26 protein-coding genes are annotated in these 26078 nt (G+C 57.0%); 23 read left to right on the top strand and 3 right to left on the bottom strand.

The genetic code is table 11. The features are described 5' to 3' along the window. Positions 1–2 precede the first annotated feature (2 nt). Positions 3–1589, top strand: a complete 1587-nt coding sequence (gene ubiB, locus ABLQ08_RS21890) for a 2-polyprenylphenol 6-hydroxylase (protein WP_352946351.1) — start codon at positions 3–5, stop codon at positions 1587–1589. 75 nt (positions 1590–1664) lie between these two features. Here the strand turns inward: ubiB and ABLQ08_RS21885 are convergent, their stop codons facing one another. From ABLQ08_RS21885 to ABLQ08_RS21875, 3 genes are all read right to left on the bottom strand, one after another. Beyond that, the gene (locus tag ABLQ08_RS21885) at positions 1665–2210 is read right to left on the bottom strand and encodes a low molecular weight protein tyrosine phosphatase family protein (protein WP_352946348.1); all 546 of its coding nucleotides are present in this window, start codon (positions 2208–2210) and stop codon (positions 1665–1667) included. Between the two features lie 163 nt (positions 2211–2373). Continuing rightward, positions 2374–2997, bottom strand: coding sequence for an alpha-ketoglutarate-dependent dioxygenase AlkB (locus ABLQ08_RS21880; protein ID WP_352946346.1), 624 nt, complete (start codon positions 2995–2997; stop codon positions 2374–2376). A gap of 53 nt (positions 2998–3050) precedes the next feature. Next, positions 3051–3941 carry a glycine-rich domain-containing protein gene (locus ABLQ08_RS21875; protein ID WP_352946343.1) on the bottom strand — a complete coding sequence of 297 codons (891 nt, stop codon included), beginning with the start codon at positions 3939–3941 and terminating at the stop codon, positions 3051–3053. Between the two features lie 309 nt (positions 3942–4250). Here ABLQ08_RS21875 and dnaK point away from each other — a divergent pair, with 309 nt between their 5' ends. The 22 genes from dnaK to trmB all read left to right on the top strand — a co-directional run bounded on the left by dnaK (position 4251) and on the right by trmB (position 25983). Further along, positions 4251–6185 (top strand): molecular chaperone DnaK, encoded by a 1935-nt coding sequence (gene dnaK / locus ABLQ08_RS21870; protein ID WP_352946340.1) that lies wholly within the window; start codon positions 4251–4253, stop codon positions 6183–6185. Between the two features lie 176 nt (positions 6186–6361). After that, positions 6362–7492: a molecular chaperone DnaJ gene (gene dnaJ, locus ABLQ08_RS21865; RefSeq protein ID WP_352946338.1), complete on the top strand. Its 1131-nt coding sequence runs from the start codon at positions 6362–6364 to the stop codon at positions 7490–7492. 66 nt (positions 7493–7558) lie between these two features. Then, a complete protein-coding gene (locus tag ABLQ08_RS21860) occupies positions 7559–8221 on the top strand; it encodes a class I SAM-dependent methyltransferase (RefSeq protein WP_352946335.1) in 663 nt (220 codons plus the stop codon). Between the two features lie 388 nt (positions 8222–8609). Then, positions 8610–9746 carry a peptidoglycan-binding domain-containing protein gene (locus ABLQ08_RS21855; protein WP_352946333.1) on the top strand — a complete coding sequence of 379 codons (1137 nt, stop codon included), beginning with the start codon at positions 8610–8612 and terminating at the stop codon, positions 9744–9746. A 153-nt stretch (positions 9747–9899) separates the two neighbouring features. After that, a complete protein-coding gene (locus tag ABLQ08_RS21850) occupies positions 9900–10475 on the top strand; it encodes an NADPH-dependent FMN reductase (RefSeq protein WP_352946331.1) in 576 nt (191 codons plus the stop codon). A gap of 145 nt (positions 10476–10620) precedes the next feature. Then, positions 10621–11181: an ATP-dependent protease subunit HslV gene (gene hslV, locus ABLQ08_RS21845; protein WP_352946328.1), complete on the top strand. Its 561-nt coding sequence runs from the start codon at positions 10621–10623 to the stop codon at positions 11179–11181. A 6-nt stretch (positions 11182–11187) separates the two neighbouring features. Next, positions 11188–11706, top strand: a complete 519-nt coding sequence (locus ABLQ08_RS21840; RefSeq protein ID WP_352946325.1) for a GNAT family N-acetyltransferase — start codon at positions 11188–11190, stop codon at positions 11704–11706. A 3-nt stretch (positions 11707–11709) separates the two neighbouring features. After that, positions 11710–13014 (top strand): ATP-dependent protease ATPase subunit HslU, encoded by a 1305-nt coding sequence (hslU, locus tag ABLQ08_RS21835; RefSeq protein ID WP_352946323.1) that lies wholly within the window; start codon positions 11710–11712, stop codon positions 13012–13014. A gap of 67 nt (positions 13015–13081) precedes the next feature. Then, positions 13082–13576 (top strand): universal stress protein, encoded by a 495-nt coding sequence (locus ABLQ08_RS21830; RefSeq protein WP_352946321.1) that lies wholly within the window; start codon positions 13082–13084, stop codon positions 13574–13576. Positions 13577–13755: 179 nt separating this feature from the next. After that, a complete protein-coding gene (locus tag ABLQ08_RS21825; protein WP_352946319.1) occupies positions 13756–14313 on the top strand; it encodes a NifU family protein in 558 nt (185 codons plus the stop codon). Positions 14314–14464: 151 nt separating this feature from the next. Beyond that, positions 14465–15142 carry a tRNA (adenosine(37)-N6)-threonylcarbamoyltransferase complex dimerization subunit type 1 TsaB gene (gene tsaB / locus ABLQ08_RS21820; RefSeq protein ID WP_352946316.1) on the top strand — a complete coding sequence of 226 codons (678 nt, stop codon included), beginning with the start codon at positions 14465–14467 and terminating at the stop codon, positions 15140–15142. After that, positions 15139–15627: a ribosomal protein S18-alanine N-acetyltransferase gene (gene rimI, locus ABLQ08_RS21815; protein ID WP_352946314.1), complete on the top strand. Its 489-nt coding sequence runs from the start codon at positions 15139–15141 to the stop codon at positions 15625–15627. Before tsaB ends, rimI begins: the two co-directional genes overlap by 4 nt. Positions 15628–15672: 45 nt before the next feature. Beyond that, the gene (locus ABLQ08_RS21810) at positions 15673–16122 is read left to right on the top strand and encodes a Fur family transcriptional regulator (protein WP_352946312.1); all 450 of its coding nucleotides are present in this window, start codon (positions 15673–15675) and stop codon (positions 16120–16122) included. Continuing rightward, complete coding sequence (locus ABLQ08_RS21805) at positions 16115–16999, top strand: lysophospholipid acyltransferase family protein (RefSeq protein WP_352946309.1); 885 nt, start codon at positions 16115–16117, stop codon at positions 16997–16999. Before ABLQ08_RS21810 ends, ABLQ08_RS21805 begins: the two co-directional genes overlap by 8 nt. A gap of 127 nt (positions 17000–17126) precedes the next feature. Then, positions 17127–18602, top strand: a complete 1476-nt coding sequence (gene miaB, locus ABLQ08_RS21800; RefSeq protein WP_352946306.1) for a tRNA (N6-isopentenyl adenosine(37)-C2)-methylthiotransferase MiaB — start codon at positions 17127–17129, stop codon at positions 18600–18602. Between the two features lie 84 nt (positions 18603–18686). Next, positions 18687–19748 (top strand): PhoH family protein, encoded by a 1062-nt coding sequence (locus ABLQ08_RS21795; RefSeq protein WP_352946858.1) that lies wholly within the window; start codon positions 18687–18689, stop codon positions 19746–19748. A gap of 17 nt (positions 19749–19765) precedes the next feature. Continuing rightward, positions 19766–20281, top strand: a complete 516-nt coding sequence (ybeY, locus tag ABLQ08_RS21790) for an rRNA maturation RNase YbeY (protein WP_352946303.1) — start codon at positions 19766–19768, stop codon at positions 20279–20281. 36 nt (positions 20282–20317) lie between these two features. Then, positions 20318–21523 carry a hemolysin family protein gene (locus ABLQ08_RS21785; protein WP_352946301.1) on the top strand — a complete coding sequence of 402 codons (1206 nt, stop codon included), beginning with the start codon at positions 20318–20320 and terminating at the stop codon, positions 21521–21523. 199 nt (positions 21524–21722) lie between these two features. Further along, on the top strand, positions 21723–23339 hold the full coding sequence (gene lnt / locus ABLQ08_RS21780) for an apolipoprotein N-acyltransferase (protein ID WP_352946298.1): 1617 nt from the start codon (positions 21723–21725) through the stop codon (positions 23337–23339). A gap of 191 nt (positions 23340–23530) precedes the next feature. Further along, positions 23531–23935: a helix-turn-helix domain-containing protein gene (locus tag ABLQ08_RS21775; protein ID WP_352946296.1), complete on the top strand. Its 405-nt coding sequence runs from the start codon at positions 23531–23533 to the stop codon at positions 23933–23935. A gap of 112 nt (positions 23936–24047) precedes the next feature. Further along, positions 24048–25220, top strand: coding sequence for a methionine adenosyltransferase (metK, locus tag ABLQ08_RS21770; RefSeq protein ID WP_352946294.1), 1173 nt, complete (start codon positions 24048–24050; stop codon positions 25218–25220). Between the two features lie 76 nt (positions 25221–25296). Next, positions 25297–25983: a tRNA (guanine(46)-N(7))-methyltransferase TrmB gene (gene trmB / locus ABLQ08_RS21765; RefSeq protein ID WP_352946292.1), complete on the top strand. Its 687-nt coding sequence runs from the start codon at positions 25297–25299 to the stop codon at positions 25981–25983. Positions 25984–26078: the final 95 nt, after the last annotated feature.

Below are 26078 nucleotides of genomic sequence, written 5' to 3'. Positions count from 1 at the left end.
AGATGGCGCTTCCTGTGATGCCTTTCTTTCGCCTGGTGCGGGCGGGATTTGTGATGGCGCGCGAAGGCGTCTACGGGCTGGTGTATCTGCCCGACCTGCCGACCGGCCCCAGACTGGCGATCGCCATGGCACGCCTGCTCGAGCGCCGGGCGGTCAAGACCAAGAGTGCCAATCTGCGCCTGTCCGATGCGCTCAACAAGTTGGGACCGTCCTACGTCAAGCTTGGCCAGTTTCTGGCCACCCGGGCCGATGTCGTCGGCAAGGACGCCGCGCGTGAATTGTCTGCCTTGCAGGACCAGCTGCCCGCTTTCGATCACCAGGAAGCCAAAGCGGCTGTTGCAGAGCAGTTGGGCCGCCCTGTGGACGAAGTCTTTGTCGAATTCGGCGAGGCGGTTGCCGCAGCGTCGATAGCACAGGTGCACCCTGCCGTTATTCGCGACAAGGACGGCAATGAGCGCAAGGTCGCGGTGAAGGTCCTGCGCCCGGGCGTTTCCCGCCGGTTTCAGCGAGACCTGCAGAGCTACTACCTCGTTGCCCGTCTGGCAGAACGGTTTCACGCGCCCTCCAGGCGCCTGCGCCCCGTTGCCGTCGTTGACACGCTGGCGCAATCCGTTGCCATAGAGATGGACTTCCGTCTGGAGGCTGCCGCCCTTTCCGAAATGGCTGAAAACACCGCCGACGACCCTGGTTTCAGGGTTCCGGGGGTAGAGTGGCTCTATACGAGCAAGGGTGTCCTGACCATGGAGTGGATCGACGGCCGGAAGATGTCGGACGTCGAAGGTCTCAGGGAAGACGGACACGACCTGGAAGCACTTGGTGCCGCAGTCATTCAGAGCTTCCTTCGGCACACGTTGCGCGACGGTTTCTTCCACGCGGACATGCACCAGGGCAATCTGTTTGTAGAACCGGACGGGACACTTGTTGCCGTCGATTTCGGTATCATCGGCCGATTGAGCAAGCGTGAGCGCCGGTTTCTTGCCGAAATCCTGTTTGGGTTCATCACCCGCAACTACAAGCGCGTGGCCGAAGTGCATTTCGAAGCCGGCTATGTTCCGGCCGACCAGGATGTCGACATGTTCGCCCAGGCGATCCGTGCGATCGGCGAGCCGATACATGGTCACGATGCCAGCGAAATCTCCATGGCCCGGCTGCTGACGCAGCTGTTCGAGGTCACCGAACTGTTCGAAATGCGCACCCAGACCCAGTTGATCATGCTGCAAAAGACCATGGTGGTGGTCGAAGGGGTCGCGCGCTCACTCAATCCCAATCTGGACATGTGGAAGACGGCGGAGCCTGTTGTCGGCGACTGGATCAAGGAACATCTGGGACCGGTCGGCAAACTGCGCGATGCGGGTGATGCGATTTCCGCTCTCACCCGTGTGGCAAATGACCTGCCGCTGTTTGCCGACCGCATCGGGCGCATGTCCGGCGAGCTGGAAAAGATGACAACGCAAGGCCTGCGGTTCGACGAGGAAACCGCAGAGCAGATCGGCAAGTCCGAAGCCCGGCACACCCGATCAGGGCGTGTAGCGCTCTGGGTGATTGCTGCTTCGTTGGCCGCTTTGACGGCGAATGTCCTGTTCTTCTGATCAAATCAAAAAGAAGTCGCCCGCCCCTTGGTTGCAGAAAGGGCGGGCAATTCGAGCGGATTGAGCTTCGAACCGCTATTCTTGCAGGGCTGCTTCGATCAGCGGTCCCGCCAGGTCTTCAAACAGCTCAACCAGTTCCGTATCCATGAAGCGGTATTCATCAGGAATATCAAGTACATGGAGTTTCTTGTGCTGGAGTGCCTGGCGAAACTCGGCGCGCAATCTGTCGCGATGCTTTTGCTCCATGACAAAGATCAGATCTGCCCACCTTATGTCCGCCATCGAAACGGTTCGGCGCGCATTCCTGCTGGTGCCGGCTGAGCGCGTTGCAACACCCGGCACTTTGCGGAACGTTGCTTCACCTGTCGGGCTGCGCCACTGATTACGGCTGCAGACAAACAGAACGTTGAGGAGGGCGGTATCAGCCAAGAGCAGGTCCCATTCCTGTTTCGGATGTGGCCAGAGCCTGCCGGTTTTCCGGGCCCGGATCAGTTTGTTGCTTCGAAGGTAGATCAGCTTCCACTGCTTGGGATCGCCGAAAGTCGGTTTGGGCGGGAAACGGCGTTTGGTATGCTTGCGCGCGAGCGTGCGCCGCAAACCTTTGTCTGCCGGGTGCGTCATCTGATTTGTCCTCAGGTTGTCGTGGTCAGCAGCCGCGGCAACACGAGGAAAACATTTTTTACGACACTGAAGAGAGGCTTTCAACGCGTTCCGGAGAAAGTTCGCAGAATGATCGAAGCCGTTGCGCCTCTGCGACAGAGAACACTGGTATTTACCCGCAGGGTCATGGTTTGGTGACCCGTCTCAGCGTCAGGTTGATCCGCCCTCCGTTTTTCAACAGTGTGGAGCTGTTTTTCAGGATCCGGTCGACGCCATGAAAGGCGAGCCGTGCATCGCCGCCAAGAACCACCACATCGCCTGACTGCAATCGGAAGGACCTGGTCGGATCCTTGCGGTTCAAACCACCGACACGAAACGTGGCCGTATCCCCCAGAGAGACCGAAATGACGGGGGCGTCAAAGGTCTGTTCGTCACGATCCTGGTGGAGCCCCATTCTGGCAGTCGGTTCATAGAAATTTATGAGGCAGGCTTCCGGCTCGGGAGCTTCGGGCGCAAGATCTTGCCAAAGTGAGGTCAGCACATCTGGAATGTCCGGCCAGGGTTGCCGCGTGCCGGGGTGCTCCGGCTGATACCGATAGCCATTGATGTCCGAAACCCAGCCAAGCTGTCCGCAATTGCTCATTCTGACCGAAAAAGGTTTTCCGGTCTTCGGCATGACCGGTTGATAGAGAGGAGCCCTTGCGACAATTTGCCGGATCTCCTCAAGAAGCGCTTCTTGACCACTCCGGTCGAAGTAATCCGGCAGATATCGAAGGCCCGTGAGGTCACTGATTGCAATTTCCCGCATTGGCATCTGCTGTTACTTCCGGCTTGTCTGCTGCTTCTTCGATCTCGGCCGCTTCAGTCTCCGCCACCTCCGCAGGAGCTGCAACCGCTGGAGTCTCCGGAATCGCCGGAACTCGAACTGCAACCACCATAATTCGACGAAGAACCTTTGGAAGACCTCCTACGCTTCTTGGATCTCCGTTCGCCGAGAATAGCAAACACGACAAGAGCGATCACGACGACGGCAACCAGCATTTCTGTCGTATGACCGGTAACCCAGTGCACCACCGTGTTGAAAAATTTTTCAAGAAAACCGTCACCAGAAGTCTCGCCGTGGGCGAGGGCGATCTGTGAACCGAACAGAATTGAAGTGAGGGCGAAAGCCGCGCCATAAACAACTTTGCGGATTTTCCATGCCTTCCCGAGAGCCTTGGAAAGAGCTCCCGGAACTTGCGGCTTTGGAACAAGCCATACGTTGTTCGTATTCACGCGCTGGTAGCGGGCGCCTGTGCTGAAGCGGACATCCGGGCTTGGCCAGACATCTTCTGGAGGCGCTCCGAATTCGTGAGCATAGAGCGCAATTGTCTTATCATATGCCTCGCGGAATAAGCGGGCCTGTCCCGCGCCGCCGGTTGTCGGTATGTGGTGCAGAACGCCGCCCAGGGCCTGCCGGAACGGTCCCCAATAATGTTGTGTAAACGTAAGGTGCAGATGCCAGGCCTGGTCCACATCCTCGCTGGGGGTCACGACAGTCGGGCTGATCTGGCTTAAATAGGCAAATCGCAGATATTCTCCGATCACGCGCAAGGCATAGTCGCGGGTCCAGCCATTTTCGCGAGCAAGTCGGGCCGAAAACGGAAAGTTGGCCTCAAGAGTGTCCGGATGAGCGGAACAGATACGGTTCCAGAGGTCGGGATCCTGCACGTTGTGCCTCGCTGGCGGTTTCGGGTAGTAGTCTTGGATCATGCTCCTGGTTGCGAAATCGATAACAGGACCGCCGGGCGGATCTCTAAAAAGAAAGGGACTGCGACAAGTTTGACCACTCCGGTAACGATCTGGGAAGAAATATCGGTCAAGAGATGCAGAACCTGTAAATGACAGTGAACAGATGTCTTGCAGGTAAAGTTTCATCCACCTATATAGCGAGCAAGCTTCGCGCCAAATCTTGAGCTTAATGTTCGGGCGCGATGTCCGGGGCAATCCCGGAACCCAAGTGAGAGGAGCCGGACTGACGCCTTCATGGGTCTATCCGGTTTGCTAGAAAGAGAGGCAGATATGGCAAAGGTCATTGGTATCGACCTCGGCACGACCAACTCGTGCGTCGCCGTCATGGACGGTAAAGATTCCAAAGTTATTGAAAACGCAGAAGGCGCCCGCACCACCCCTTCCATGGTGGCATTTTCCGACGATGGTGAGCGTCTTGTTGGCCAACCGGCGAAACGCCAGGCGGTCACGAACCCGACAAATACCCTTTTCGCAGTCAAACGCCTGATCGGCCGCCGCTACAGCGATCCGACCGTCGACAAGGACAAGAAGCTTGTCCCGTTCGAAATCGTCAAGGCAGACAACGGCGATGCGTGGGTCGAGGCCAACGGCGACAAGTATTCCCCGTCTCAGGTGTCCGCGTTCATTCTTCAGAAAATGAAGGAAACCGCTGAGAGCTATCTCGGCGAAACCGTGACCCAGGCGGTTATCACCGTTCCGGCCTACTTCAACGATGCTCAGCGTCAGGCAACCAAGGATGCCGGCAAGATCGCCGGTCTGGAAGTTCTGCGCATCATCAACGAGCCGACCGCTGCGGCCCTTGCCTACGGTCTGGACAAGAACGACGGCAAGACCATCGCGGTTTACGACCTTGGTGGTGGTACCTTCGACGTTTCCATTCTGGAAATCGGCGATGGCGTCTTCGAAGTGAAGTCCACCAACGGTGACACCTTCCTCGGCGGTGAAGACTTCGACATGCATCTGGTCGATTATCTGGCAGCTGAGTTCAAGAAGGACCAGGGCATCGACCTGAAGCAGGACAAGCTGGCTCTGCAGCGCCTGAAAGAGGCTGCTGAAAAGGCCAAGATTGAACTGTCCTCCTCGTCCCAGACCGAAGTCAACCTGCCGTTCATCACCGCAGATGCCTCCGGTCCGAAGCACCTGACCCTGAAGCTGACCCGCGCGAAGTTCGAATCGCTCGTAGAGGATCTGGTCAAGCGCACGATCAACCCGATGAAGGCTGCTCTGAAAGATGCAGGCCTTGCAGCTGGTGAAATCGACGAAGTGGTTCTGGTCGGCGGCATGACCCGTATGCCGAAGATTCAGGAAACCGTGAAGAACTTCTTCGGCAAAGAGCCGCACAAGGGTGTGAACCCGGACGAAGTCGTGGCCATGGGTGCCGCCATTCAGGCTGGTGTTCTTCAGGGCGACGTCAAGGACGTTCTCCTGCTCGACGTTACCCCGCTGTCCCTCGGCATTGAGACCCTTGGTGGTGTCTTCACCCGTCTGATCGACCGCAACACGACGATCCCGACCAAGAAGAGCCAGGTGTTCTCGACCGCTGAAGACAATCAGACGGCTGTGACCATCCGCGTCTTCCAGGGCGAACGTGAGATGGCTGCGGACAACAAGGTCCTCGGTCAGTTCGACCTGGTCGGCCTGCCACCGGCACCGCGCGGCGTACCGCAGATCGAAGTCACTTTCGACATCGATGCAAACGGTATCGTCAACGTGTCCGCCAAGGACAAGGGCACCGGCAAGGAACAACAGATCCGCATCCAGGCTTCTGGTGGTCTGAGCGACAGCGACATTGATCAGATGATCAAGGACGCTGAATCTCATGCCGACGAAGACAAGAAGCGCAAAGAGCTGGTGGAAGCCAAGAACCAGGGTGAATCTCTGGTCCACTCCACCGACAAATCGCTCAAGGACTACGGCGACAAGGTTTCCGCCGACGACAAGTCCGCGATCGAATCGGCTCTGGAAGATCTGAAGTCAGCTCTTGAAGGTGAAGACCTTGAAGGCATCAAGGCCAAGACACAGGCGCTTGCTGAAGCTTCCATGAAGCTTGGCGAAGCCATGTATCAGGCAGCTCAGGCCGAGGCTGAAGCTGAAGGCGGTGAAGCCGGAGAAGCTGGTGAAGAGGCTGCTTCCGAAAAAGACGACGATGTCGTTGATGCGGATTTCGAAGAAGTCAAAGACGAAGACGACAAGAAGTCCGCTTAACAGTAAAGCTGCAGCCAGCCGGTTTCCGGCTGGCTGATTTAGGTTGTAAAATGGTTCCCGGCGCCGGTTGCTTGATTGCCTTTTGAAAAAGGCACTTGTGTCCGGCGCTTTCGCCGTAAATGGCGCCGGATTATTCCAGGCGGCCAGCGGCGCAACAACAAGACCGAGAGATCTTGATGTCCAAACGTGATTTCTATGAGGTGCTGGGCGTATCGCGCGATGCGGACGACAAGGCGCTGAAGAGCGCTTACCGCAAGATGGCAATGCAATTTCATCCCGATCGCAATCCGGGAGATACGGAAGCCGAAGCCAAGTTCAAAGAAGTCAATGAAGCCTACGATACTCTGAAAGACGGCCAGAAACGTGCCGCTTATGACCGATTCGGTCATGCCGCATTTGAAAATGGCGGTTTTGGTGGCGGCGGCGGTGCCGGCGCCAACGATTTCTCCTCGACCATGTCGGACATCTTCGAAGAGTTTTTCGGCATGGGCGGCGGCGGACGCCGCTCCGGCGGGCGTGAGCGTGGCGCTGACCTGCGATACAATCTCGACATCAGCCTGGAAGACGCTTTTACCGGTAAGACGGTGGAAATCGAGGTTCCGACCAGCATCACCTGCGACATGTGTTCAGGAACAGGCGCGAAATCAGGCACCAGCCCGACAACATGCCGTACTTGCGGCGGTGCTGGCCGTGTCCGTGCGGCTCAGGGCTTTTTCACGCTTGAGAGGACCTGCCCGAGCTGTCAGGGGCGCGGTCAGGTGATTTCCGATCCGTGCGAAGGATGTGGTGGTTCCGGGCGCAAGACCCAGGACCGGACCTTGTCGGTCAACATTCCGGCCGGCATTGAAGACGGCACCCGCATTCGCCTTGCCGGTGAAGGGGAAGCCGGCGTTCGCGGCGGTCCTGCGGGCGATCTTTACATATTCTTGTCCATCAAGCCGCACGACCTGTTTCAGCGCGAGGGTGCGGACCTTTATTGCCGCGTGCCGATTTCCATGTCGACCGCAACATTGGGCGGGCAGTTCGACGTTCCGACCGTTGAAGGCTCCACAAGCCGGGTCAAGGTGCCGGAAGGGACACAGACCGGCAAACAGTTTCGCTTGCGCGGCAAGGGCATGCCTGTGATGCGGTCCAGCCAGCATGGCGACATGTATATTCAGGTTACGGTCGAGACACCGACCAATCTGACGCGCCGTCAGCGAGAACTACTGGCCGAATTCGAAAAAGAATCCTCTGGCGAAAACCATCCGGAATCCGCGGGTTTCTTCTCCAAGGTGAAGGATTTCATCGATAATCTCGGTGCTTGAGCCTGCAACCGGTAGCATCTGCCTGCGAACGTTCCTATATTCTGTTTTCGAATATGAGGAGGTGGCATGCTCAAGCGTAGCGGCGGACGGGCCGAAACCCTAAGGGAAAAGCTGAACAAGGCGAACGTGGTCAGGACCAAGGTTCTCGACGAGGTCAAGTTCATCCGATCCTGGGCGCAAAACCCGCTTCGTACCGGCGCGGTAGCCCCCTCCGGACCCGATCTTGCCGCCAAGATGGCGTCGTTTTTGACGCCACGGCCTCATTCGCGCGTGGTCGAACTGGGCCCTGGAACAGGAGTCGTTACCAAAGCTCTTCTCGACCGGGGCTTTGCACACCAGCACCTGAATCTGATCGAGTACAGCCCGGAATTCTGTGAGCTTTTGAGCTTGCGCTATCCGGGACTTCCGGTGCTGCAGGGAGACGCCTATGCCTTGGCGGACACACTGGAGGCACCTGGTGGTTTTCTCGCCGGAGCGGGCGAAAAAGACCATTCGCTTGATGGCATAGTTTCTTCATTGCCGCTTTTGACCCGTCCGGAACCCGTACGCCGGGCTCTGTTGGCAGAGGCATTCCGGCTTTTGAAGCCTGGTGCGCCCTTTATCCAGTTTTCCTATGGTCTGGTGGCGCCGGTGAAGCCGTCCAGCCGTGCCGTGTCGGTCTTCAGTTCCGAATGGGTCTGGAAAAACCTGCCCCCGGCTCGCGTTTGGGTGTATCGCAAAGGTCACTAGGACCTGGTCCATCTATCTTGTTGATAAGGCGGTATGAATTGGCCTCGATGCGAGTGCCTCACCGCGTGGTCCTGCATGCGTGAATTGCGTCCACCGAAGCAATCAGAAAACGTGTCCGGGAAAGCAGCGGCAGCGCCGGTTTCGCTCGCCCGCAGCTTGCTTTGATGTGTCGAGATCGATGTGACCATGCGGTGACAAAATCTGCTATGATCTTGCTACCGTGAATTTCCCCCGCATGGATTTTGCTTTGAGTATTTGCAGTCGGCAAAAGAGTTCCAGCAAATATTTGTACTCACGGTGACGAGAGTCACAGAACGAAACCGTATTTTTCTCATATTTCTGACGAATTGCATCGGGCTGGTTTCAGACGTGATGGGATCTCGTGAACATGATCAATTCCTGCATCGGTATTTCCGGCTCGGTTGGCCGGTTCGGCAAAAACGAAATGCTCGACGTGAAGACCGTTCAGACCCGGCTGAACGCGTTGATGGGAACGTCGCGCAAGGAGCTGGCGGTTGATGGCAAGGTCGGCTCCAAGACGATTGGGGCCATCAAGGATTTCCAGGCCAGTGTCGTGCGGCTGCGCTATCCCGACGGCCGGGTTGACCCGGACAATCGAACGATCCGGGCCTTGAACGACCCCAACTCCGCGTCGATCTGGCAGCGCATGTGCATTCCACCTGTTGCCAACCCGATTTCGGTGGCAAACGATACCAAGCGCGACGACCGATTGACGCCTGCGGAAAAACTGCTGGCGAAGGAAGCCGCAAACATCGGAGACAGTGAAGCCTTTGACGAATTCAGGCGGGAACTGATCGACAAGAGCTTTCCCGATATGAAGAAGTTCCTCGGCACGATTGGTCGGGCCGAGGACGCGAGAAAAGTGATCGCGGCCTGGTCACAGTTGCGCAAATGGGGATTTGCGACCTCCGAAGCGCGCGATGTGATGAAGGCGATTTCAGGCATGAAAGGGCGCCAGTTCGGAGCACTTGATGCCATCGGATCACCAACGTCGAAATTCGGCAGGTTCCTTGGCAGTGCCGGCAGCAAGGCAGGTATGGCCGGACACGTCATCACAATGATCGAAGTTGCGGACAAGTTCGAGCAGGGTGACTACCTTTACGGGACGTCAGAACTTTACAAGCACTTTATGGGCAAAGCGATCCCATGGGCTGGAATGGTGGAAGGATTGCAGAGCCTTGTTGAGGCGATCGCACCGGGCTCGGTCAAGAACACCAGGATTTTCAAGGTGATCCGGGCCTGTGACCCGATCGGTCTTGGAGCCTCCGGCATCGACAGCATGACGACCCTGGTGCTTGGAACCGTACATCTCATCCAGACCGGCAACATCGACATGGCGCGCCTGAGCCGTCTTGTCGACCGCATGAAACAGGGGCCGACCAAGGTGTTTGCCGAAATGGGCGAGGATCTTGGAGACTCCGTCTACGAAATGTCGAAATGGCGGAAGGATGACTGGAGCTACGCCGTGAAAAGCATTCCGGGCTTCATCGCCAGCCTGTTCTAGAACCGGTCGCCTTGAGAGTTGAAAGCGGACGCAACGGTCTGGTTGCGTCCGCTTTCACTTTTTCCGTATTCGTAGAACTGGATTATCCCCTGGCCGTTTGCCATATTCCGGAAACCGGGCAGCCATGTCCGCAGGGTTGGGAAGGGGCCTCAAATGCGCAATCCAAAGATACTTGTCTGTTCCGGTTCGGTGCGAAGCGGATCGCATAACGGAAAGCTCACCGCACTCGTGGCCAAGCGTCTTGCGATTCTGGATGCGGAAGTGACACATCTGTCGCTGAGGGACTATCCACTCCCGATCTATGACGGCGATCTGGAAGAGACGGACGGCGTTCCGGAAAATGCCAAGAAACTCAACCGATTGCTGCATGGGCAGGATGGTGCTTTCCTGTCATGCCCGGAATACAACGCCGGTATCACACCGCTGCTCAAGAACACGCTGGACTGGATCAGCCGCGCAAAGGAACCGGGAGATCCGTTCAAGAACACGGTCTTTGCATTGGGCGCCGTGTCACCGGGGGGATTCGGTGGTATGCGGGGATTGATCGGCATGCGAACGATCCTTGAAGTCGGTCTGGGCGCCATGGTGTTGCCGCAGATGGTATCGGTGCCCAAGGCGGTTGGCGCGTTCAATGACAAAGGAGATCTGATCGAAGAACGGATCAGCGGGCAGCTCGACAAGCTGGTTGACGGTCTGCTCAAGGCGACCCGCATCGAGATGTCGCATTAGATTGTTGCCGGGTTTGTTCCCATATTGTTTTTATGAAGGATTGAAATCTGCGGCTTGAATTGAGCCGTAAAAAGCTGGCAGCTTGGAAAAACCGCTATTGCCGCCTACATAGGGCGGCAAGAAAAGTTAGATTCAAGAGGATTGAATGAGCGAAACGCGCGAACCGGCCCAGTGGCACGGTACGACGATCATGATGGTGCGCAAAGGCGGCAAGGTCGTCATTGCCGGTGATGGACAGGTGTCTCTCGGCCAGACCGTGATCAAACACTCTGCCCGCAAGGTACGGCCGCTTGCCAAAGGTGAAGTGATTGCCGGATTTGCCGGAGCGACAGCCGACGCCTTTACCTTGTTTGAGCGCCTGGAAGCCAAACTGGAACAGTATCCGGGTCAATTGATGCGCGCCTGCGTCGAGCTTGCCAAGGATTGGCGAACGGACCGCTATCTGCGCCGTCTTGAAGCCATGATGCTCGTGGCGGACAAGAATGTTTCCCTGGTGCTCACCGGGACTGGAGATGTGCTTGAGCCTGAAGGTGGCGTCATGGGCATTGGCTCGGGTGGCAACTTCGCTTTGGCCGCTGGCAGGGCGTTGGCAGATACCGACTATGATGCTGAAACAATTGCCCGCAAGGCGATGGCGGTGGCCGCGGAAATCTGCGTTTACACAAACGAAAGTGTCACGGTCGAGTCACTCGACGCCGTCGAGTGACCAAAAATGATTTCGTTCCGCCCCGTCAGTGAGAAAGATCTGCCCTTGCTTTCCGAATGGTTGGCAAGGCCGCATTGGCGCGAATGGTGGGGCGACCCGGAGACGGAACTCGGTTACATCAAGGACATGATTGAAGGGCGCGATACGACACGGCCCTTCATCTTTCAACTGAATGGAACCGACAAGGGCTATATCCAGGTCTGGTTCGTGAAGGATCAGCAGGATAGCGACTGGATCAGGGAGTATCCCTGGCTTGAGCTTCTGCCGCGAAACGCGGTGGGGGTTGATTTGTCGCTTGCCGACCAGGATGAGTTGTCGAAGGGAATTGGAACTGAAGTATTGCGGGCTTTCGTCCGGAAGCTGCGGCGCGAGGGGTACGACCGGATCCTTATCGATCCGGATCCGGAAAACCTCAGGGCTGTGAAGGCCTATCGCAAGGCAGGTTTTCGTGAGATCGCGGACCTGATGGGTCGAACCGGCGATTGCTTGCTAATGGAACACCAGGATACGGAAGGCGTGTCTTAACAAATGACTGATTTTTCTCCGCGTGAGATCGTCTCGGAACTCGATCGTTATATCGTTGGCCAGAAAGATGCCAAGCGTGCGGTCGCCATCGCTCTTCGCAACCGCTGGCGCCGCCAGCAGCTGCAGGGCCAGATGCGTGAAGAAGTTCTGCCCAAGAACATCCTCATGATCGGGCCGACCGGTGTCGGCAAGACCGAGATTTCGCGCCGCCTGGCAAAGCTGGCCAATGCGCCGTTTACAAAGGTCGAGGCTACCAAGTTCACCGAGGTTGGATATGTCGGCCGCGACGTCGAGCAGATTGTCCGCGACCTGGTTGAGGCCGGCATAACGCTGGTTCGTGATCAGAAACGTGAAGCTGTGAAGGCGAAGGCGCACGTGTTGGCCGAAGAACGTGTTCTGGACGCGCTTGTCGGTGCGAATGCAAGCCCGGCTACCCGGGACAGCTTCCGGACCAAGTTGCGCAACGGCGAAATGGACGACAAGGAAATTGAAGTCGAGGTGCGCGCCCAGGCACAGATGCCAAGCTTCGATCTGCCTGGCATGCCCGGCGCCAGCGTCGGCGTGATGAATGTTTCCGATCTGCTCGGCAAGGCATTCGGTGGTCAGACCAAGACCAAGCGGACAACCGTCATCGATTCCTACGAACTTCTGATCAACGAAGAATCCGACAAGCTTCTGGATGAGGACAAGGTTGTCGAGGAAGCGATCTCTCTTGTCGAAAACTCCGGCATCGTATTCCTGGATGAGATCGACAAGATCTGTGCCCGCGAAGGCCGCGCAGGTGGCGATGTCTCCCGAGAAGGTGTGCAGCGTGATCTGCTGCCTCTGATCGAGGGTACTGTTGTTTCGACCAAGCATGGCCCGGTCAAGACGGACCACATCCTGTTCATTGCATCGGGGGCATTCCATGTGGCAAAGCCGTCGGATCTTCTGCCGGAGCTGCAGGGGCGCCTGCCGATCCGTGTTGAGCTGCGTGCATTGAACAAGGACGACTTCCAGGCAATCCTGACGGAGCCGGAAGCGAGCCTTATCAAGCAGTATGTTGCATTGATGGAAACAGAATCGGTTACACTCGCCTTTACCGAGGATGCGATCGACGAAATTGCCTCGGTTGCGGTTGATCTGAACGCTTCTGTTGAGAACATCGGTGCAAGGCGTCTGCAAACCGTGATGGAAAGGATCCTCGACGAGATCTCGTTCACGGCACCGGACCGGCCGGGCGAAACGGTTGAGATAACGGCTGATTTTGTCAGAGAGAACATTGGCGATCTGGCGAAGAACGTCGATCTGTCCAAGTTCATTCTCTGATCCGGCGGCATTGCGAGCGGCAATTTAGCCGCTTGCGATGCATGCGCGCCAATGGCAGCATGCAGCCATGGTAGCTATTCGAAAAAGTAACGAGGAAGGCCACCGCCGGAAGTTCCTGGTTGTGGTCGATGAAACGCCCGAATGTGATCGGGCGATTGTGTATGCAGCCAAGCGGGCCGCGCGCACCGGGGGCGTTGTTACACTGCTGTTCATCATCGCCCCTGGAGACTTCCAGCACTGGCTGGGAGTTGAGGATATCATGCGGGCGGAAGCCCAGGAAGAAGCCGAAGCAACCCTTGCCAAGGCTTCGGAGCGGGTTCGCTCCGTGGCTCGGACCGAACCCGAAACGGTGGTTCGCGAAGGGACGAAGGCTGAAGAAATCATGGAACTGATCGAGGCGGACGCGGACATCGCGATTCTTGTGCTGGCTGCCAGCACAGGGTCGGAAGGTCCCGGACCTCTGGTGTCGTCCATCGCCGGCAAATCTGCTGGTACATTCCCGATTCCGGTAACGATCGTGCCGGGCAATCTGGATGACGATTCCATCGCCGCATTGGCCTAGATATGTCCGGATTCTGGTCCTCTAAGCTTGATCGGTCGGGATTCGCGCCTATCTAGTTTTTAACTATTCCAAACTGCTGAAAGATGGGTTAGAAGGACCCATCGGTGTTTTGCGATGAGGGAGAGGCGCAAGGCACACTAGTCAAACGGGCGCGTTGTTGAAGCGCAGGGACAAAGACGATGTTCATTCAAACGGAAGCAACTCCGAATCCGGCCACACTGAAATTCCTTCCAGGACGAGTCGTTCTGCAGGAAGGTACTTATGATTTCCGCTCCAGGGCGGATGCGGGCGTTTCGCCGCTTGCCGAGAAGCTTTTTGACGTGCCGGGCGTTGTAGCCGTCTTCTTCGGCCATGACTTTGTCACGGTCACCAAGGACGAAACCGATTGGCAGCACATGAAGCCGGCGATCCTCGGCGTGATCATGGAGCAGTTCATGTCCGGCCAGCCGGTCATGACGGCAGGTCAGTCCGAAGACATCGAAGAAGGCGAGTTTTTCGAGGAAAGCGATACGGAGACCGTCAACACGATCAAGGAACTTCTTGAAACGCGTGTTCGGCCGGCGGTCGCCCAGGATGGCGGCGACATCACCTTCAAAGGTTTCAAGGAGGGTGTTGTCTATCTTTCCATGCGCGGTGCATGCGCAGGGTGCCCGTCGTCAACGGCAACGTTGCAGCACGGTATTCAGAACCTGTTGCGGCATTTCGTTCCGGAGGTCGAGGAAGTTCGGCCGATTTGACGCGATTTCCAGCATTCTCGTAAAAGCCCGGCGAAATCGCCGGGTTTTTTATTTTCGAACCCGCTTTCTTTGTGGAAGGCAAGCCCCCCATTGGACGTAGGTCCAAAGCTCGGCTCGACTCCGACGCCGCGCCGGGGTAGTGGCAATCAGTATGCGTGTACTTGCTATAGACACAGCTCTTTCCAATTGCGCCGCCGCGGTCCTGGACAACGGTGCAGAGACCGCCTGCTTTGAAGCGTGTGGTGAAGAAATCGGTCGTGGGCATGCCGAGCGGTTGATGGACATGATCGGTGAGGTCATGGCCGAAACCTCAACTGCCTTTTCCGATTTGGATCGTGTCGCGGTCACGGTCGGTCCCGGAAGTTTTACCGGCCTTCGTGTCGGGCTTTCCGTGGCACGCGGTTTTGGTCTCGTTCTTGGTAAGCCTGTTGTCGGAATCACAACCCTGGCCGCCATTGCGCGCTCCTGTGCGCCGGCGGACGAAGGCACTCCCTTGCTTGTTGCCCTGACGGGAAAGGGAGAAGAGGTTTATTGCCAGGAATTCACTGCCTGTGGAGAACCTGCAGGTGAGGCAGGGGTCCAGACCTTGTCGGATCTTGCAGCCACATTACCTCAAAGCATAAGGTTGGCAGGATCGGCGGCCGATAAAGTTGCCGATGTACTGGGGGCCGCGCCGGAGCAAGTCCTGTCGCGCAGCGGCTATCCGGGTATTCGCGATGTTGCCGAGCTCGGGCTGACGGCCGATCCGGTTGTATCGTCTCCGTCGCCGCTCTACTTGCGGCCGCCGGATGCTACACCGCAAAAAAAGGGAAGGATTGAACGGCAATGAGTTTTTGGTGGTTCTGGGCCCAGCCGCCGGTCGTTGAAGAGGCGCTGGACGAAGATCTGCCGAAGATTGCCGAAATCCACGAAACGTCTTTTTCACATAAATGGAATGTGGATGAGCTTGCGCGTATGAAAGCGCAGGAGGGAACCATCATTCTGGTTGCCCGCCGGGCGAGCCCATACGGTACGCGTGCGCCACTCGGCTTTGTCATATTGAGAATTGCCGCAGATGAAGCCGAGGTCATCACAATCGCGGTGCATCCCCGTCAACGCGGCCGCGGGGTCGGCAAGAAGCTGATGGAAGCCAGCCTTTTCAGGTTATACACGGAGCGGTGCAAGCAGCTGTTTCTTGAAGTGGACGCGGCCAACGAGGCAGCATTGCTGCTTTACCGGAGCCTCGGCTTCAAGGAAGTCGGGCAGCGCAAGGGCTATTACAGCGACAGTGGAGGAGACGGTACGGCGCTTGTCATGCGCATAGATCTTCGCTAAGCGCTGTAGTGCGAAATTTTGAAACAGTCACCGGGCGGTATTTCAATGGCGGAAGAGCGGCAGTCATCGCTGGCGGATATGTGTGTTGCGAAGGGCATGCGCATGACCGAGCAAAGACGCGTTATTGCTTCCGTTATCGAACAGGCCTCGGAAGAACATCCGGACGTGGAAGAGCTTTATCGCCGTTCCGTGGCAATTGATCCGGGCATTTCCATCTCGACCGTCTATCGTACCGTCAAACTGTTCGAAGATGCGGGCATGATCGAACGTCACGATTTCCGGGACGGACGTTCACGGTATGAAACCGTTCCGGACGAGCATCACGATCATCTGATCGACTTGCGCAGCGGTCGCGTCATCGAATTCCGGAACGAGGAAATCGAGGCCTTGCAGGAATTCATTGCCAAGAAACTTGGGTACAAGCTGGTCGATCACAGGCTCGAGTTGTATGGCGTGCCGCTGGAAGCTTCAAAGGACAAAGAGGACGATGGCTGAGATCAAGGCCGTTCTGATCATTTTTGTCCTGACGATCGTTTCGCTGGTTCTCATTCCACTGCAGTGGATTGCGATTAGGCTTCGGCTTCAGATTCGGAAAAAACTTCCGCAAATCTGGCACCAGATCGCAACCCGCCTTGTCGGCATCCATATACGCCAGATTGGGCAACCCGCTACCGACCGGCCGCTTCTGATTGCGTCAAATCATGCATCCTGGGTCGATATCACGGTGGTCGGCTCGCTGATGCCGCTGTCGTTCATCGCAAAGTCGGAAGTGTCCGGCTGGCCGATATTCGGCCTGTTTGCCAAGCTCCAGCGGACTGTGTTCGTGAACCGGACCAAACGTTCTGAGACTGCGCAGGTTGCCGATGCGATCGCAGAACGGATGGCGGCCGGCGATGCCATGGTTCTGTTTGCCGAGGGGACCTCCAATGACGGCAATCGCGTCCTACCGTTTCGCTCAGCACTTCTGGGTGCGGCAACCCGGGCTCTTGGTGAGGATGAAAACTCGAAGGTCTGGGTTCAGCCCCTGTCTGTAGCCTACCAGGGCTTTTACGGATTGCCGATGGGCCGGGCTCATCGGCCGCATGTTGCCTGGTATGGTGACATGGAACTGGCAGGGCACTTGTGGGGTATCTTTTCCCGAGGCGCACTTGATGTCGTCGTGCGCTGGGGCGAACCGGTTCTGGTCGACAGGACAACTGATCGAAAGGCTTTGACCCTCCGGCTGGAGCGTGAAGTCAGGGCCATGACGATTGCTTCCCTGTTGCAGAAGCCGGTCGAGGAGCTTGAATCAGACCTCTGTGAAGATTCTGACATCGTCGAATCACACGAGTTCTTCTCAAACGCGGAAAAAACCGTTAAAGCTGGCGCCTGAATTTGGAGTGCCGCCCGCCGTGAAGGCTGTGCAGGAGACGTGATGCGAGACGGATCATTTGAATTTCCGTCCCCACAGCACTCGCAATCAGAACATACAGGCCGAATGAAAAGGCCATGAGGAACGAATGACGAGCCGTCCGGAAGCAGATCAGGAAACGACCCCAGCCGCCGTTGCCCTGAGTGAAGATGCAGCAGCAGAAAAAGGCAGCAACGCCCGCAAGGTGTTCGTGCGCACCTATGGCTGCCAGATGAATGTCTATGACAGCGAGCGCATGACAGATGTCCTTGCGCCGGAAGGCTTCCAGACAACTGAAGACCTTGAAGATGCGGATCTCGTCATTCTCAACACGTGTCATATCCGTGAAAAGGCCGCGGAGAAGGTTTATTCCGAACTTGGCCGGATCAGGAAGGTCAAGGAAGAGCGTGCCAGGTCGGGCAAGGAGATGATGGTTGGCGTTGCCGGCTGCGTTGCCCAGGCTGAAGGCGAGGAAATTTCCAGACGCGCACCCATCGTCGATCTGGTGGTCGGACCGCAAAGCTATCATCAGCTGCCCTCGCTTCTGAGCAAGGCGCGTCAGGGCACGAAGATTGTCGAGACCGAATTCGATATCGATGCCAAATTCGGTCACCTGTCGAAACGCGCGGAACAGCCGGTGCAAAAGCGCGCGCCGTCTGCGTTTCTGACCGTTCAGGAAGGCTGCGACAAGTTCTGCACTTTCTGCGTCGTGCCGTACACGCGCGGGGCGGAAGTGTCCCGTTCGGTTGAACAGATTGTCACCGAGGCGGAACGCATGGCGGCATCGGGCGTACGCGAAGTCACTCTGCTCGGCCAGAATGTCAACGCCTATCACGGTGAAGCTTCTGATGGCGCGACCTGGGGACTGGGGCGCTTGTTGCGCCGCCTTGCCGAAATCGATGGCCTCGACAGGTTGCGTTACACCACCAGCCATCCGCGTGACATGGATGACGATTTGATCGAAGCGCACCGTGACCTGAAGAGCCTGATGCCCTACCTGCATCTGCCTGTGCAATCAGGCTCCGACAAGATCCTGAAATCGATGAACCGGCGGCACACACGGGACGACTACTTCCGTTTACTGGACCGGATTCGTGAAGCTGCCCCCGATATTGCCCTGTCAGGAGACTTCATTGTCGGCTTTCCCGGGGAAACGGACCAGGACTTCGAAGACACGATGGATCTGATCCGGCGTGTCGAGTATGGCTCAGCGTTTTCTTTCAAATACAGCCAGCGTCCCGGAACTCCCGGTGCTACAATGGATGATCAGGTGCCGGAGGATGTGAAATCCGCACGCCTGGCTGAATTGCAAGCGCTGGTGAGCGAGCAGCAGAAGGCGTTCAATGCGTCCCGAATGGGAATGACCTGCGATGTTCTTCTGGAAAAGAAGGGCCGCAACGAAGGGCAGCTGGTTGGCAAGTCACCATGGTTGCAGCCTGTACAGCTCGACGCGCCGGAAGATTTGATCGGCAGCATACAAGCGGTGGAAATCGTCGAGATTGGTTCTAATTCACTGTTCGGACGGCTGATTGCCGGGCAAGATGAAACCGGTGTTTCCGGGGCCATCCCGGCCTCGGCGGTCTAAGGGAGACGTCATTTGACGCGCGACAGCCAATCTTCTTCCCGCAAGTCTTCGGATCAGAATTCCGCGGCCGCGCCGGCCTCCGACATGACTCACATCGTCCTTGCCTTTGAAGACAATCGGTTGATTGGCGATCTGTTCGGGCAGTTCGACCAGAACCTGGCGCTGATTGAGCAACGTTTGGGTGTCGATGCGATCGCACGTGGCAACCAGGTCACCTTGAAGGGATCGCAAGCAGGCTGTGCCCAGGCGAGAACCGCTCTGGAAGCACTCTACCAAAGGCTGTTGCAGGGACAGGAAATTCATCCTGGCGATGTTGACGGCGCTCTGCGCATGGCGGCGGCTGCCGAAGCGCAACTCCCCCTGCCGACCCTTGAGCCCAAGTCCCGTCTGGCATTTGCCCAGATCGCAACACGCAGGAAAACGATTGTTGCCAGAACGCCGACACAGGATGCCTATATCCGTGCCATGGATCGTGCTGACCTGATTTTCGGCACTGGCCCTGCAGGGACCGGCAAGACTTTTCTTGCGGTCGCCTATGCGGCTGCATTGCTTGAACGCGGCGATGTTGCGCGTCTTATCCTGTCTCGGCCGGCCGTCGAAGCAGGCGAACGCCTTGGCTTCCTGCCGGGCGAGATGAAGGACAAGGTCGACCCGTATCTACGGCCGATCTACGACGCCCTTTACGAAATGATGCCGGCGGAAAAGGTGGATCGCGGCTTGCAGTCCGGAATGATTGAGGTTGCGCCTCTCGCCTTCATGCGCGGACGAACCCTTTCCAACGCGGTTGTTCTGCTCGATGAAGCACAGAATACGACGTCGATGCAGATGAAAATGTTTCTTACCCGTTTGGGGGAAGGGTCGAAGATGATCGTGACCGGCGATCCGAGCCAGATTGACCTGCCGGCAGGGCAGAAATCCGGGCTGCGGGAAGCTCTCGGCCTTCTGACCGATATTCCGGCGGTTGCGCATATTCGTTTCAACGAAACGGATGTTGTCCGCCACGAGCTGGTAGGACGGATCGTGACCGCTTACGACAACGCGGCCCGCGAGGCATCAGAATCCCGGGAACGCCGCTATGCCGAACGGCAAAGGGAAGCGGAGCAGGGCGATGGCTCTCCTCGGTCTCCGAAAGCTGCGGCGTCCTGAGAGCGGATGTAAAGGCAATGTCCGAGGCTTTACCGGAAGGATTTTTGATCGATCTTGCGATCGAGGCGGGGAACTGGCCCGAGGAACGTCAGCTCAGGGCGCTGGTCGAGCGGGCCATCTCTGCGGCATTCCAGGAGGCTGACCTGGAAGCGATTGAAAACACGGAGGTTTCGCTGCTGTTCACCGATGATGTGTCAATTCGTCGGTTGAACAAGCAATGGCGGGACAAGGACAAGCCGACCAACGTTCTTTCCTTTCCCGGCAGCGACCCGCAAGGGGATGTCTACGGACCACTTTTGGGCGACATAGTATTCGCCCATGATACCATTGTCAGGGAAGCTGAAGAGATGGGAGTTGATTTCTCGGATCATCTTTCCCATTTGACCGTTCATGGTTTGCTTCATCTTTTCGATTATGATCATCAGGAAAGCGATGAAGCAGAACTGATGGAATGCCTTGAGAAGTCCATTCTGGCTGCTTTGGGCGTCGATGACCCTTATGCGGACAGGCCTCTTGTGGCCGACCGCGATTAAGTGGCATCATGGGGTGTATAGTTCTTGTATTGATGGATGATGAGCGCAGTTGAACCGCAAAGTCCGGCAAGCGAGCCGAAGGCCGCCGCCACCGGACAGTCTCAGGACGGGGAAGACCCGCAACAGACGAAGCCGCAGAGATCTGCGGCGCTTCTTGAAAATCTCAAACGCGTGCTGCGCTTGGGGCGTCAGTCATCGAGTTTGCGCGAAAACCTGGAAGACGAGTTGGCGCGTGAAGCCGGTAGCGACACGGCGTTCTCTCCCGAAGAGCGCATGCTTCTCGGTAACATTTTGCGCTTGCGCGAGCTCCGGGTAGATGACGTCATGATACCGCGCGCAGATATTGACGCGGTTGATCTCGACACCAGCCTCAGCCGGGTTATGGAACTGTTCCGGAAGAGCGGTCATTCCCGGATGCCCGTCTATGAGGACACGCTGGACGATCCCCGCGGAATGGTTCACATCAAGGACCTGATGGCATTTATCGCGGAACGGGGTGCTGCGCGCCGCCTTGCAACTTCTGTGGACAACGACGTAACGGAAGCAGGCGAAGACGCACCGCTGGAAAACGGATCGGGCCGAAAGGGGCACAACCTGCCCGATCTGGATCTGTCGTGTGTTGACCTGTCGATTACCCTCAAGGAAACGAACCTGCTTCGCGATCTGCTGTTCGTTCCCCCTTCCATGCCTGCAACGGATCTGATGGCCAAGATGCAGGCCGGACGTGTTCAAATGGCACTGGTCATTGATGAATATGGCGGCACTGACGGACTGGTATCCCTGGAGGATCTGGTTGAGGAAGTCGTCGGTGACATTGAGGACGAGCACGACGAAGACGAAGAGGAAATGCTTGCCTCGGCGGGTGAAGGCGTCTGGATTGCCGATCCGCGTCTGCCGCTCGAGGATCTGGACCAGGCGCTCGGAACGCATCTGACGAAGGGAGAGATCTCCGAAGACGTCGATACGCTGGGCGGTCTCCTTTACGTTTCGGTTGGACGGGTTCCCGTACGAGGGGAGCTTCTGTTCGTTCCCGACGAAATGCCTGGATTTGAGTTTGAGGTCATGGACGCCGATCCGAGGCGAATCAAACGGCTCAAGATCCGCCGTCGACGCGCGGAAACGCGCCAGCAGGATCTTCGCAGGCGGCCGAAGCGGCCTGGAATGCCGGCAGCTGAACCGGCCAAGGATGCGCGAGATGTCTCAGGTTCCGAACGAGTGACGGCTTCTCGATTGAATTCCTGACAACGAAAACATTTTCATGCAGTTATCGCGGCAAAGGGTTGCCGCGGTCTGGAAATCCTTTGCCTGTCGGTCATGGGTGGCAGCGCGTCTCCCTGCCGGCAGCCATGAACAGGCAATGCCGCTGATTGACATTAAGCCTTGACCGACCTGCCATGAGCCGCCAATCCTCCTGACCGCTAAAACAGGGGATCGGTAATCTATGCAATTGTTGCTTCAGCGGCTGTCTGTCCTGCCAAACACTTTCCTCCTGGCATGGGGGTGGCAGCGCCGATTGTTGTGCGTCTTATGTGGCGCAATTACCGCATTCGCGCTTCCTCCCTATGGGCTGGCGCCTCTCCTCCTGCTCACATTTCCCTGTCTTGTCTGGCTTTTGGACGGCGCGCTCGAAACAGGAACAGACCAGAAGTTCAAGCGCCTGCGTACCGGATTTGCGCTTGGCTGGTTCTTCGGCTTCGGTTATTTTTTGTCGGGTCTCTGGTGGATCGGTTCCGCCTTTCTGGTTGAAGCTGACCGGTATGCATGGGTCATGCCCTTTGCCGTTCTGGCAATGCCGATCGGATTGGCCCTGTTCACGGGGGTGGGGACAGCCATTGCCGGGCTCTTCTGGAGCGACAGGTTTCACAGGGTCCTGTTATTGGCCGCCAGCCTTACCCTGGCCGACTGGGTCAGGGGCCACGTCCTGACCGGTTTCCCCTGGAACGCATTCGGCTATGGAATTGCCGACTATCTATCGCTTGCACAAATTGCCAGCCTGGTGGGGATTTACGGTCTGACATTTCTGGTTGTTGCGATTTCTGCCACACCAGCGGTGCTTGCCGATTCGAAGCCGCTTCACCAAAGAATGGCTGTGGTTGGACTGGCGGTTGTATTTTTGGTCCTCATGGCTGCATTCGGCTCCTTCCGTCTCTGGAACAAGCCGACGCAGTTTGCGGATCTCGACATCCGGATCATCCAGCCGTCGATCGACCAGAAGGACAAGTGGCGGCCGGAGCTGCGCGAAGAGATTTTTCAGACTTACCTGGATATGACGGAAACTCCGCTCAGCGGGGACGCCAGAGTGGGACAACCGAGGCTTGTGGTCTGGCCGGAGTCAGCAGTTCCGTTTCTCCTGACCCAGGAACCGGGAGCTCTCTTCAGGATCGCTCGGGCCCTGGGGGAAAATACCGAGCTGGTAACCGGCGCAAATCGGGCCGAAGTAAGTGCAGATGGATATGACTATTTCAACAGCGTCTACGTGATCGGAAACGATGGTGCGGTTCAGGGGATTTATGACAAGGTCAGGCTGGTTCCGTTCGGCGAATATGTTCCGCTTCAGGAACTTCTTGAAAAAACAGGAATTTCGAGCCTCGCTGGACCATTTTCAGGTTTTGAGGCCGGCTACCAGCGGCGCGCGTTGGAGACATCCGGCGGGTTCGGTTTTCTGCCGCTGATTTGCTACGAGGCGATTTTTCCGGGCGTTGCATCAGCAGTGTCAGATGGTCCTGCGTTTTTGTTGAACGTTACGAACGATGCCTGGTTTGGGCGTACACCAGGCCCTCACCAGCACTTCGCGCAGGCTCGTTTCAGAGCGATCGAAACCGGGGTTCCTCTGATCAGGGCGGCCAATACCGGAATTTCCGCAATCGTAGATGGCAACGGTTCCGTAGTTGCCAGGCTCGATATTTTCGAGAAAGGGATCATTGACGGAAGATTGCCGCGAAGGAGTGTCAAAACGCTTTATGGTACAACCGGGGATCTACCGGTGCTGGTTATTTCGATTTTTCTTTTGGCCTTTGCTGCCATTTCACAATACAACCGCGACTCGCGTATAAATTGATGAAATTTGTTTGAGTTGAGTGAAGAAAGTGTGATACAACCGTGAAATAGCCGATTGAGGGCTGCTTCATGTGCAAGTGAAGGGTTGCGGGCAAACTTCCGGTCTCTGGGTCTTTGTGGGAGGACACTGGAGCGCTTGTACAGACGAAAACGAGCGGACATTCGCCGCGAAAAAAAGAAAGAGCGACGCAGATGCCCAGTAAGAAGTCTCCTAATCCGATCGACATTCATGTTGGTAGCCGTGTCCGCCTCCGGCGGATGATGCTTGGGATGAGTCAGGAAAAACTTGGTGAGAGCCTAGGCATCACCTTCCAGCAAATTCAAAAATACGAGAAAGGCACCAACCGTATTGGCGCCAGCCGACTGCAGCACATTGCTACAATCCTGAAAGTACCGGTTTCCTTCTTCTTTGAAGACGCACCGGGTACGCCGGAAGAGGCTGAAGGGTTCGGGGAAACACAGCCGACATCTTACGTCGTGGACTTCCTGTCTTCTTCCGAAGGGCTGTCTCTCAATAAGGCGTTCGTGCGCATCGAAGACCCGAAGGTCCGCCGCCGGATCGTTGATCTTGTCCGGTCTCTGGGCGGTGACGACTAAGAAATTTTATTCTCGCGCTTGACGTGGCGAGTAACTTCTAAGATTGATGCAGCTGAAGCGGCGATGTCACTCGCCGCTTCAGTCATATTCATTCCCAGAAGGACGATCGCCAATGGCACGTCAGAATTACCTGTTTACCTCTGAATCCGTGTCCGAAGGACATCCGGATAAAGTCTGTGACCGTGTTTCGGACGCGGTTGTGGATGCCTATCTGCGGGAAATGCCGGAAGCCCGCGTTGCCTGTGAAACCTTGGCAACCACCAATCGAATCGTGATTGCAGGTGAAACCCGCGGACCGGCGCATATCACAAATGACTATATCGCTCACCTCGCCCGGATGGCCGTGAAAGACATCGGTTATGAGCAAGACGGTTTTCATTGGGAAAACTGTGATATCGCTGTACACCTTCATGCGCAGTCTGCGCACATCGCGCAGGGCGTGGACGCTGCCGGAAACAAGGATGAGGGCGCCGGCGACCAGGGCATCATGTTCGGTTATGCCTGCCGCGAAACCGAAGAGCTGATGCCGGCTCCAATTCTCTATTCACACAAGATCCTTCAGTTGCTGGCCGAAGCCCGCAAGTCTGGTGCGGAACCGGTTCTTGGTCCGGATGCCAAGAGCCAGGTGACCGTTCGCTATGAAAACGGCAAGCCGGTCGGCGCAACCTCTATCGTCCTGTCCACTCAGCACCTCGACCCGGCTCTGACGTCGGAAGACGTCAAGAAAATCGTCGAGCCCTATATCCTCAAGGCTTTGCCTGAGGGCTGGGTCTCCAGTGAGACCGCCTGGCATGTGAACCCGACCGGCGCGTTCGTGATTGGCGGCCCTGACGGAGACGCGGGTCTGACCGGGCGCAAGATCATCGTAGACACTTATGGTGGCGCTGCTCCGCACGGTGGTGGCGCATTCTCCGGTAAAGATCCGACCAAGGTTGACCGTTCCGCTGCCTATGCCGCCCGGTATCTGGCGAAAAACGTTGTTGCTGCCGATCTGGCGGATCGTTGCACCATTCAGCTGTCTTACGCTATCGGCGTTTCCGATCCGCTTTCGGTGTATGTTGATCTTCATGGCACCGGTCGCTGCGATGAGGCACGCCTTGAGAGCACCTTGCGTGAAGTCATGGGCCTGAGCCCGCGTGGCATCCGCGAGCACTTGAAGCTGAACAATCCGATCTATGAGCGCACCGCTGCTTATGGTCATTTCGGCCGCCAGCCGGAGGCAGACGGCGGGTTCTCCTGGGAAAAGACCGACCTGGTGGATTCACTTCGCCCGCTTGCTGGGTAACCTGTTCCATAAGCGCGCAACATCAGTATGTGAAAGAGATCGCCGGTTCATTGCCGGCGATCTGCAGTTTAAGAAGATGACCGATCGTTACGAAGGTTCCTTTTACGGCCGCCGCAAAGGCAAGCCGCTGAGCCCGCGCCGCGAGGCGCTTATGGAAAACGAGTTGCCGCGGCTGTCGCTGGACCTGAACAGTCCGGCGCCGTCGGATCTCAAGGATCTGTTCAAGACGGATGTCGACGAAGTCTGTCTCGAAGTCGGTTTTGGTGGCGGTGAGCACTTGCTGCACCGTGCGCGCACAAACCCGCGCGCCGGTTTCATCGGCGTGGAGCCTTTTGTCGGCAGCATGGCCAAGGTTGTTACGGCAGTGGTGGAGGAAGGGTTGAAGAATGTCCGCCTCTACGACGACGATGCAGTCAACGTCCTTGACTGGTTACCTGAAGCTTCGCTCGATCTGGCGTACCAGCTTTATCCGGATCCCTGGCCGAAAAAGCGCCATTGGAAGCGCCGTTTCATCAATCAGCAGAACCTGTCCCGGTACTCTCGTGCGATCAAGCCGGGGAGCCAATTCCGGTTTGCCAGTGATATCGACACCTACATCGACTGGACGCTGCGCAATTGCCGCGATCACGCAGACTTTGAATGGATGGCAGAGACTGCAGGGGACTGGAAGACCCCATGGAAGGGCTGGCCGGGAACGCGATATGAAGCGAAGGCTATCCGCGAAGGACGCATCGGCCGCTATCTGACGTTTCTCCGGGTCTGAAGGTTGCGGAATTCCGAAGGGAATGGAGCAGCTGTTCAACTTCTTTGAGGGATTCAGGTAGAGGCTATTGCCTTTTTGCCAGCTTTGGCGTTATA

Origin of the sequence: Roseibium sp. SCP14 (assembly GCF_040329475.1) — a bacterium.
In the GTDB taxonomy this organism is placed as follows: domain Bacteria; phylum Pseudomonadota; class Alphaproteobacteria; order Rhizobiales; family Stappiaceae; genus Roseibium.
This window is presented reverse-complemented; position numbering and strand designations above follow the sequence as displayed.

Excerpts from the sequence above, each read along its gene's own strand:
- ABLQ08_RS21880 (WP_352946346.1), bottom strand. The coding sequence starts at position 2,997 with ATGCGGGAAATTGCAATCAGTGACCTCACGGGCCTTCGATATCTGCCG.
- lnt (WP_352946298.1), top strand. The coding sequence starts at position 21,723 with ATGCAATTGTTGCTTCAGCGGCTGTCTGTCCTGCCAAACACTTTCCTC.
- hslV (WP_352946328.1), top strand. The coding sequence starts at position 10,621 with ATGAGCGAAACGCGCGAACCGGCCCAGTGGCACGGTACGACGATCATG.
- dnaJ (WP_352946338.1), top strand. The coding sequence starts at position 6,362 with ATGTCCAAACGTGATTTCTATGAGGTGCTGGGCGTATCGCGCGATGCG.
- ABLQ08_RS21830 (WP_352946321.1), top strand. The coding sequence starts at position 13,082 with ATGGTAGCTATTCGAAAAAGTAACGAGGAAGGCCACCGCCGGAAGTTC.
- tsaB (WP_352946316.1), top strand. The coding sequence starts at position 14,465 with ATGCGTGTACTTGCTATAGACACAGCTCTTTCCAATTGCGCCGCCGCG.
- hslU (WP_352946323.1), top strand. The coding sequence starts at position 11,710 with ATGACTGATTTTTCTCCGCGTGAGATCGTCTCGGAACTCGATCGTTAT.
- ABLQ08_RS21775 (WP_352946296.1), top strand. The coding sequence starts at position 23,531 with ATGCCCAGTAAGAAGTCTCCTAATCCGATCGACATTCATGTTGGTAGC.
- metK (WP_352946294.1), top strand. The coding sequence starts at position 24,048 with ATGGCACGTCAGAATTACCTGTTTACCTCTGAATCCGTGTCCGAAGGA.
- trmB (WP_352946292.1), top strand. The coding sequence starts at position 25,297 with ATGACCGATCGTTACGAAGGTTCCTTTTACGGCCGCCGCAAAGGCAAG.
- miaB (WP_352946306.1), top strand. The coding sequence starts at position 17,127 with ATGACGAGCCGTCCGGAAGCAGATCAGGAAACGACCCCAGCCGCCGTT.
- ABLQ08_RS21860 (WP_352946335.1), top strand. The coding sequence starts at position 7,559 with ATGCTCAAGCGTAGCGGCGGACGGGCCGAAACCCTAAGGGAAAAGCTG.
- ABLQ08_RS21885 (WP_352946348.1), bottom strand. The coding sequence starts at position 2,210 with ATGACGCACCCGGCAGACAAAGGTTTGCGGCGCACGCTCGCGCGCAAG.
- ABLQ08_RS21840 (WP_352946325.1), top strand. The coding sequence starts at position 11,188 with ATGATTTCGTTCCGCCCCGTCAGTGAGAAAGATCTGCCCTTGCTTTCC.
- ABLQ08_RS21795 (WP_352946858.1), top strand. The coding sequence starts at position 18,687 with ATGACTCACATCGTCCTTGCCTTTGAAGACAATCGGTTGATTGGCGAT.
- ABLQ08_RS21850 (WP_352946331.1), top strand. The coding sequence starts at position 9,900 with ATGCGCAATCCAAAGATACTTGTCTGTTCCGGTTCGGTGCGAAGCGGA.
- ABLQ08_RS21785 (WP_352946301.1), top strand. The coding sequence starts at position 20,318 with ATGATGAGCGCAGTTGAACCGCAAAGTCCGGCAAGCGAGCCGAAGGCC.
- ABLQ08_RS21875 (WP_352946343.1), bottom strand. The coding sequence starts at position 3,941 with ATGATCCAAGACTACTACCCGAAACCGCCAGCGAGGCACAACGTGCAG.
- ABLQ08_RS21810 (WP_352946312.1), top strand. The coding sequence starts at position 15,673 with ATGGCGGAAGAGCGGCAGTCATCGCTGGCGGATATGTGTGTTGCGAAG.
- ybeY (WP_352946303.1), top strand. The coding sequence starts at position 19,766 with ATGTCCGAGGCTTTACCGGAAGGATTTTTGATCGATCTTGCGATCGAG.
- ubiB (WP_352946351.1), top strand. The coding sequence starts at position 3 with ATGGCGCTTCCTGTGATGCCTTTCTTTCGCCTGGTGCGGGCGGGATTT.
- ABLQ08_RS21855 (WP_352946333.1), top strand. The coding sequence starts at position 8,610 with ATGATCAATTCCTGCATCGGTATTTCCGGCTCGGTTGGCCGGTTCGGC.
- ABLQ08_RS21825 (WP_352946319.1), top strand. The coding sequence starts at position 13,756 with ATGTTCATTCAAACGGAAGCAACTCCGAATCCGGCCACACTGAAATTC.
- dnaK (WP_352946340.1), top strand. The coding sequence starts at position 4,251 with ATGGCAAAGGTCATTGGTATCGACCTCGGCACGACCAACTCGTGCGTC.
- ABLQ08_RS21805 (WP_352946309.1), top strand. The coding sequence starts at position 16,115 with ATGGCTGAGATCAAGGCCGTTCTGATCATTTTTGTCCTGACGATCGTT.
- rimI (WP_352946314.1), top strand. The coding sequence starts at position 15,139 with ATGAGTTTTTGGTGGTTCTGGGCCCAGCCGCCGGTCGTTGAAGAGGCG.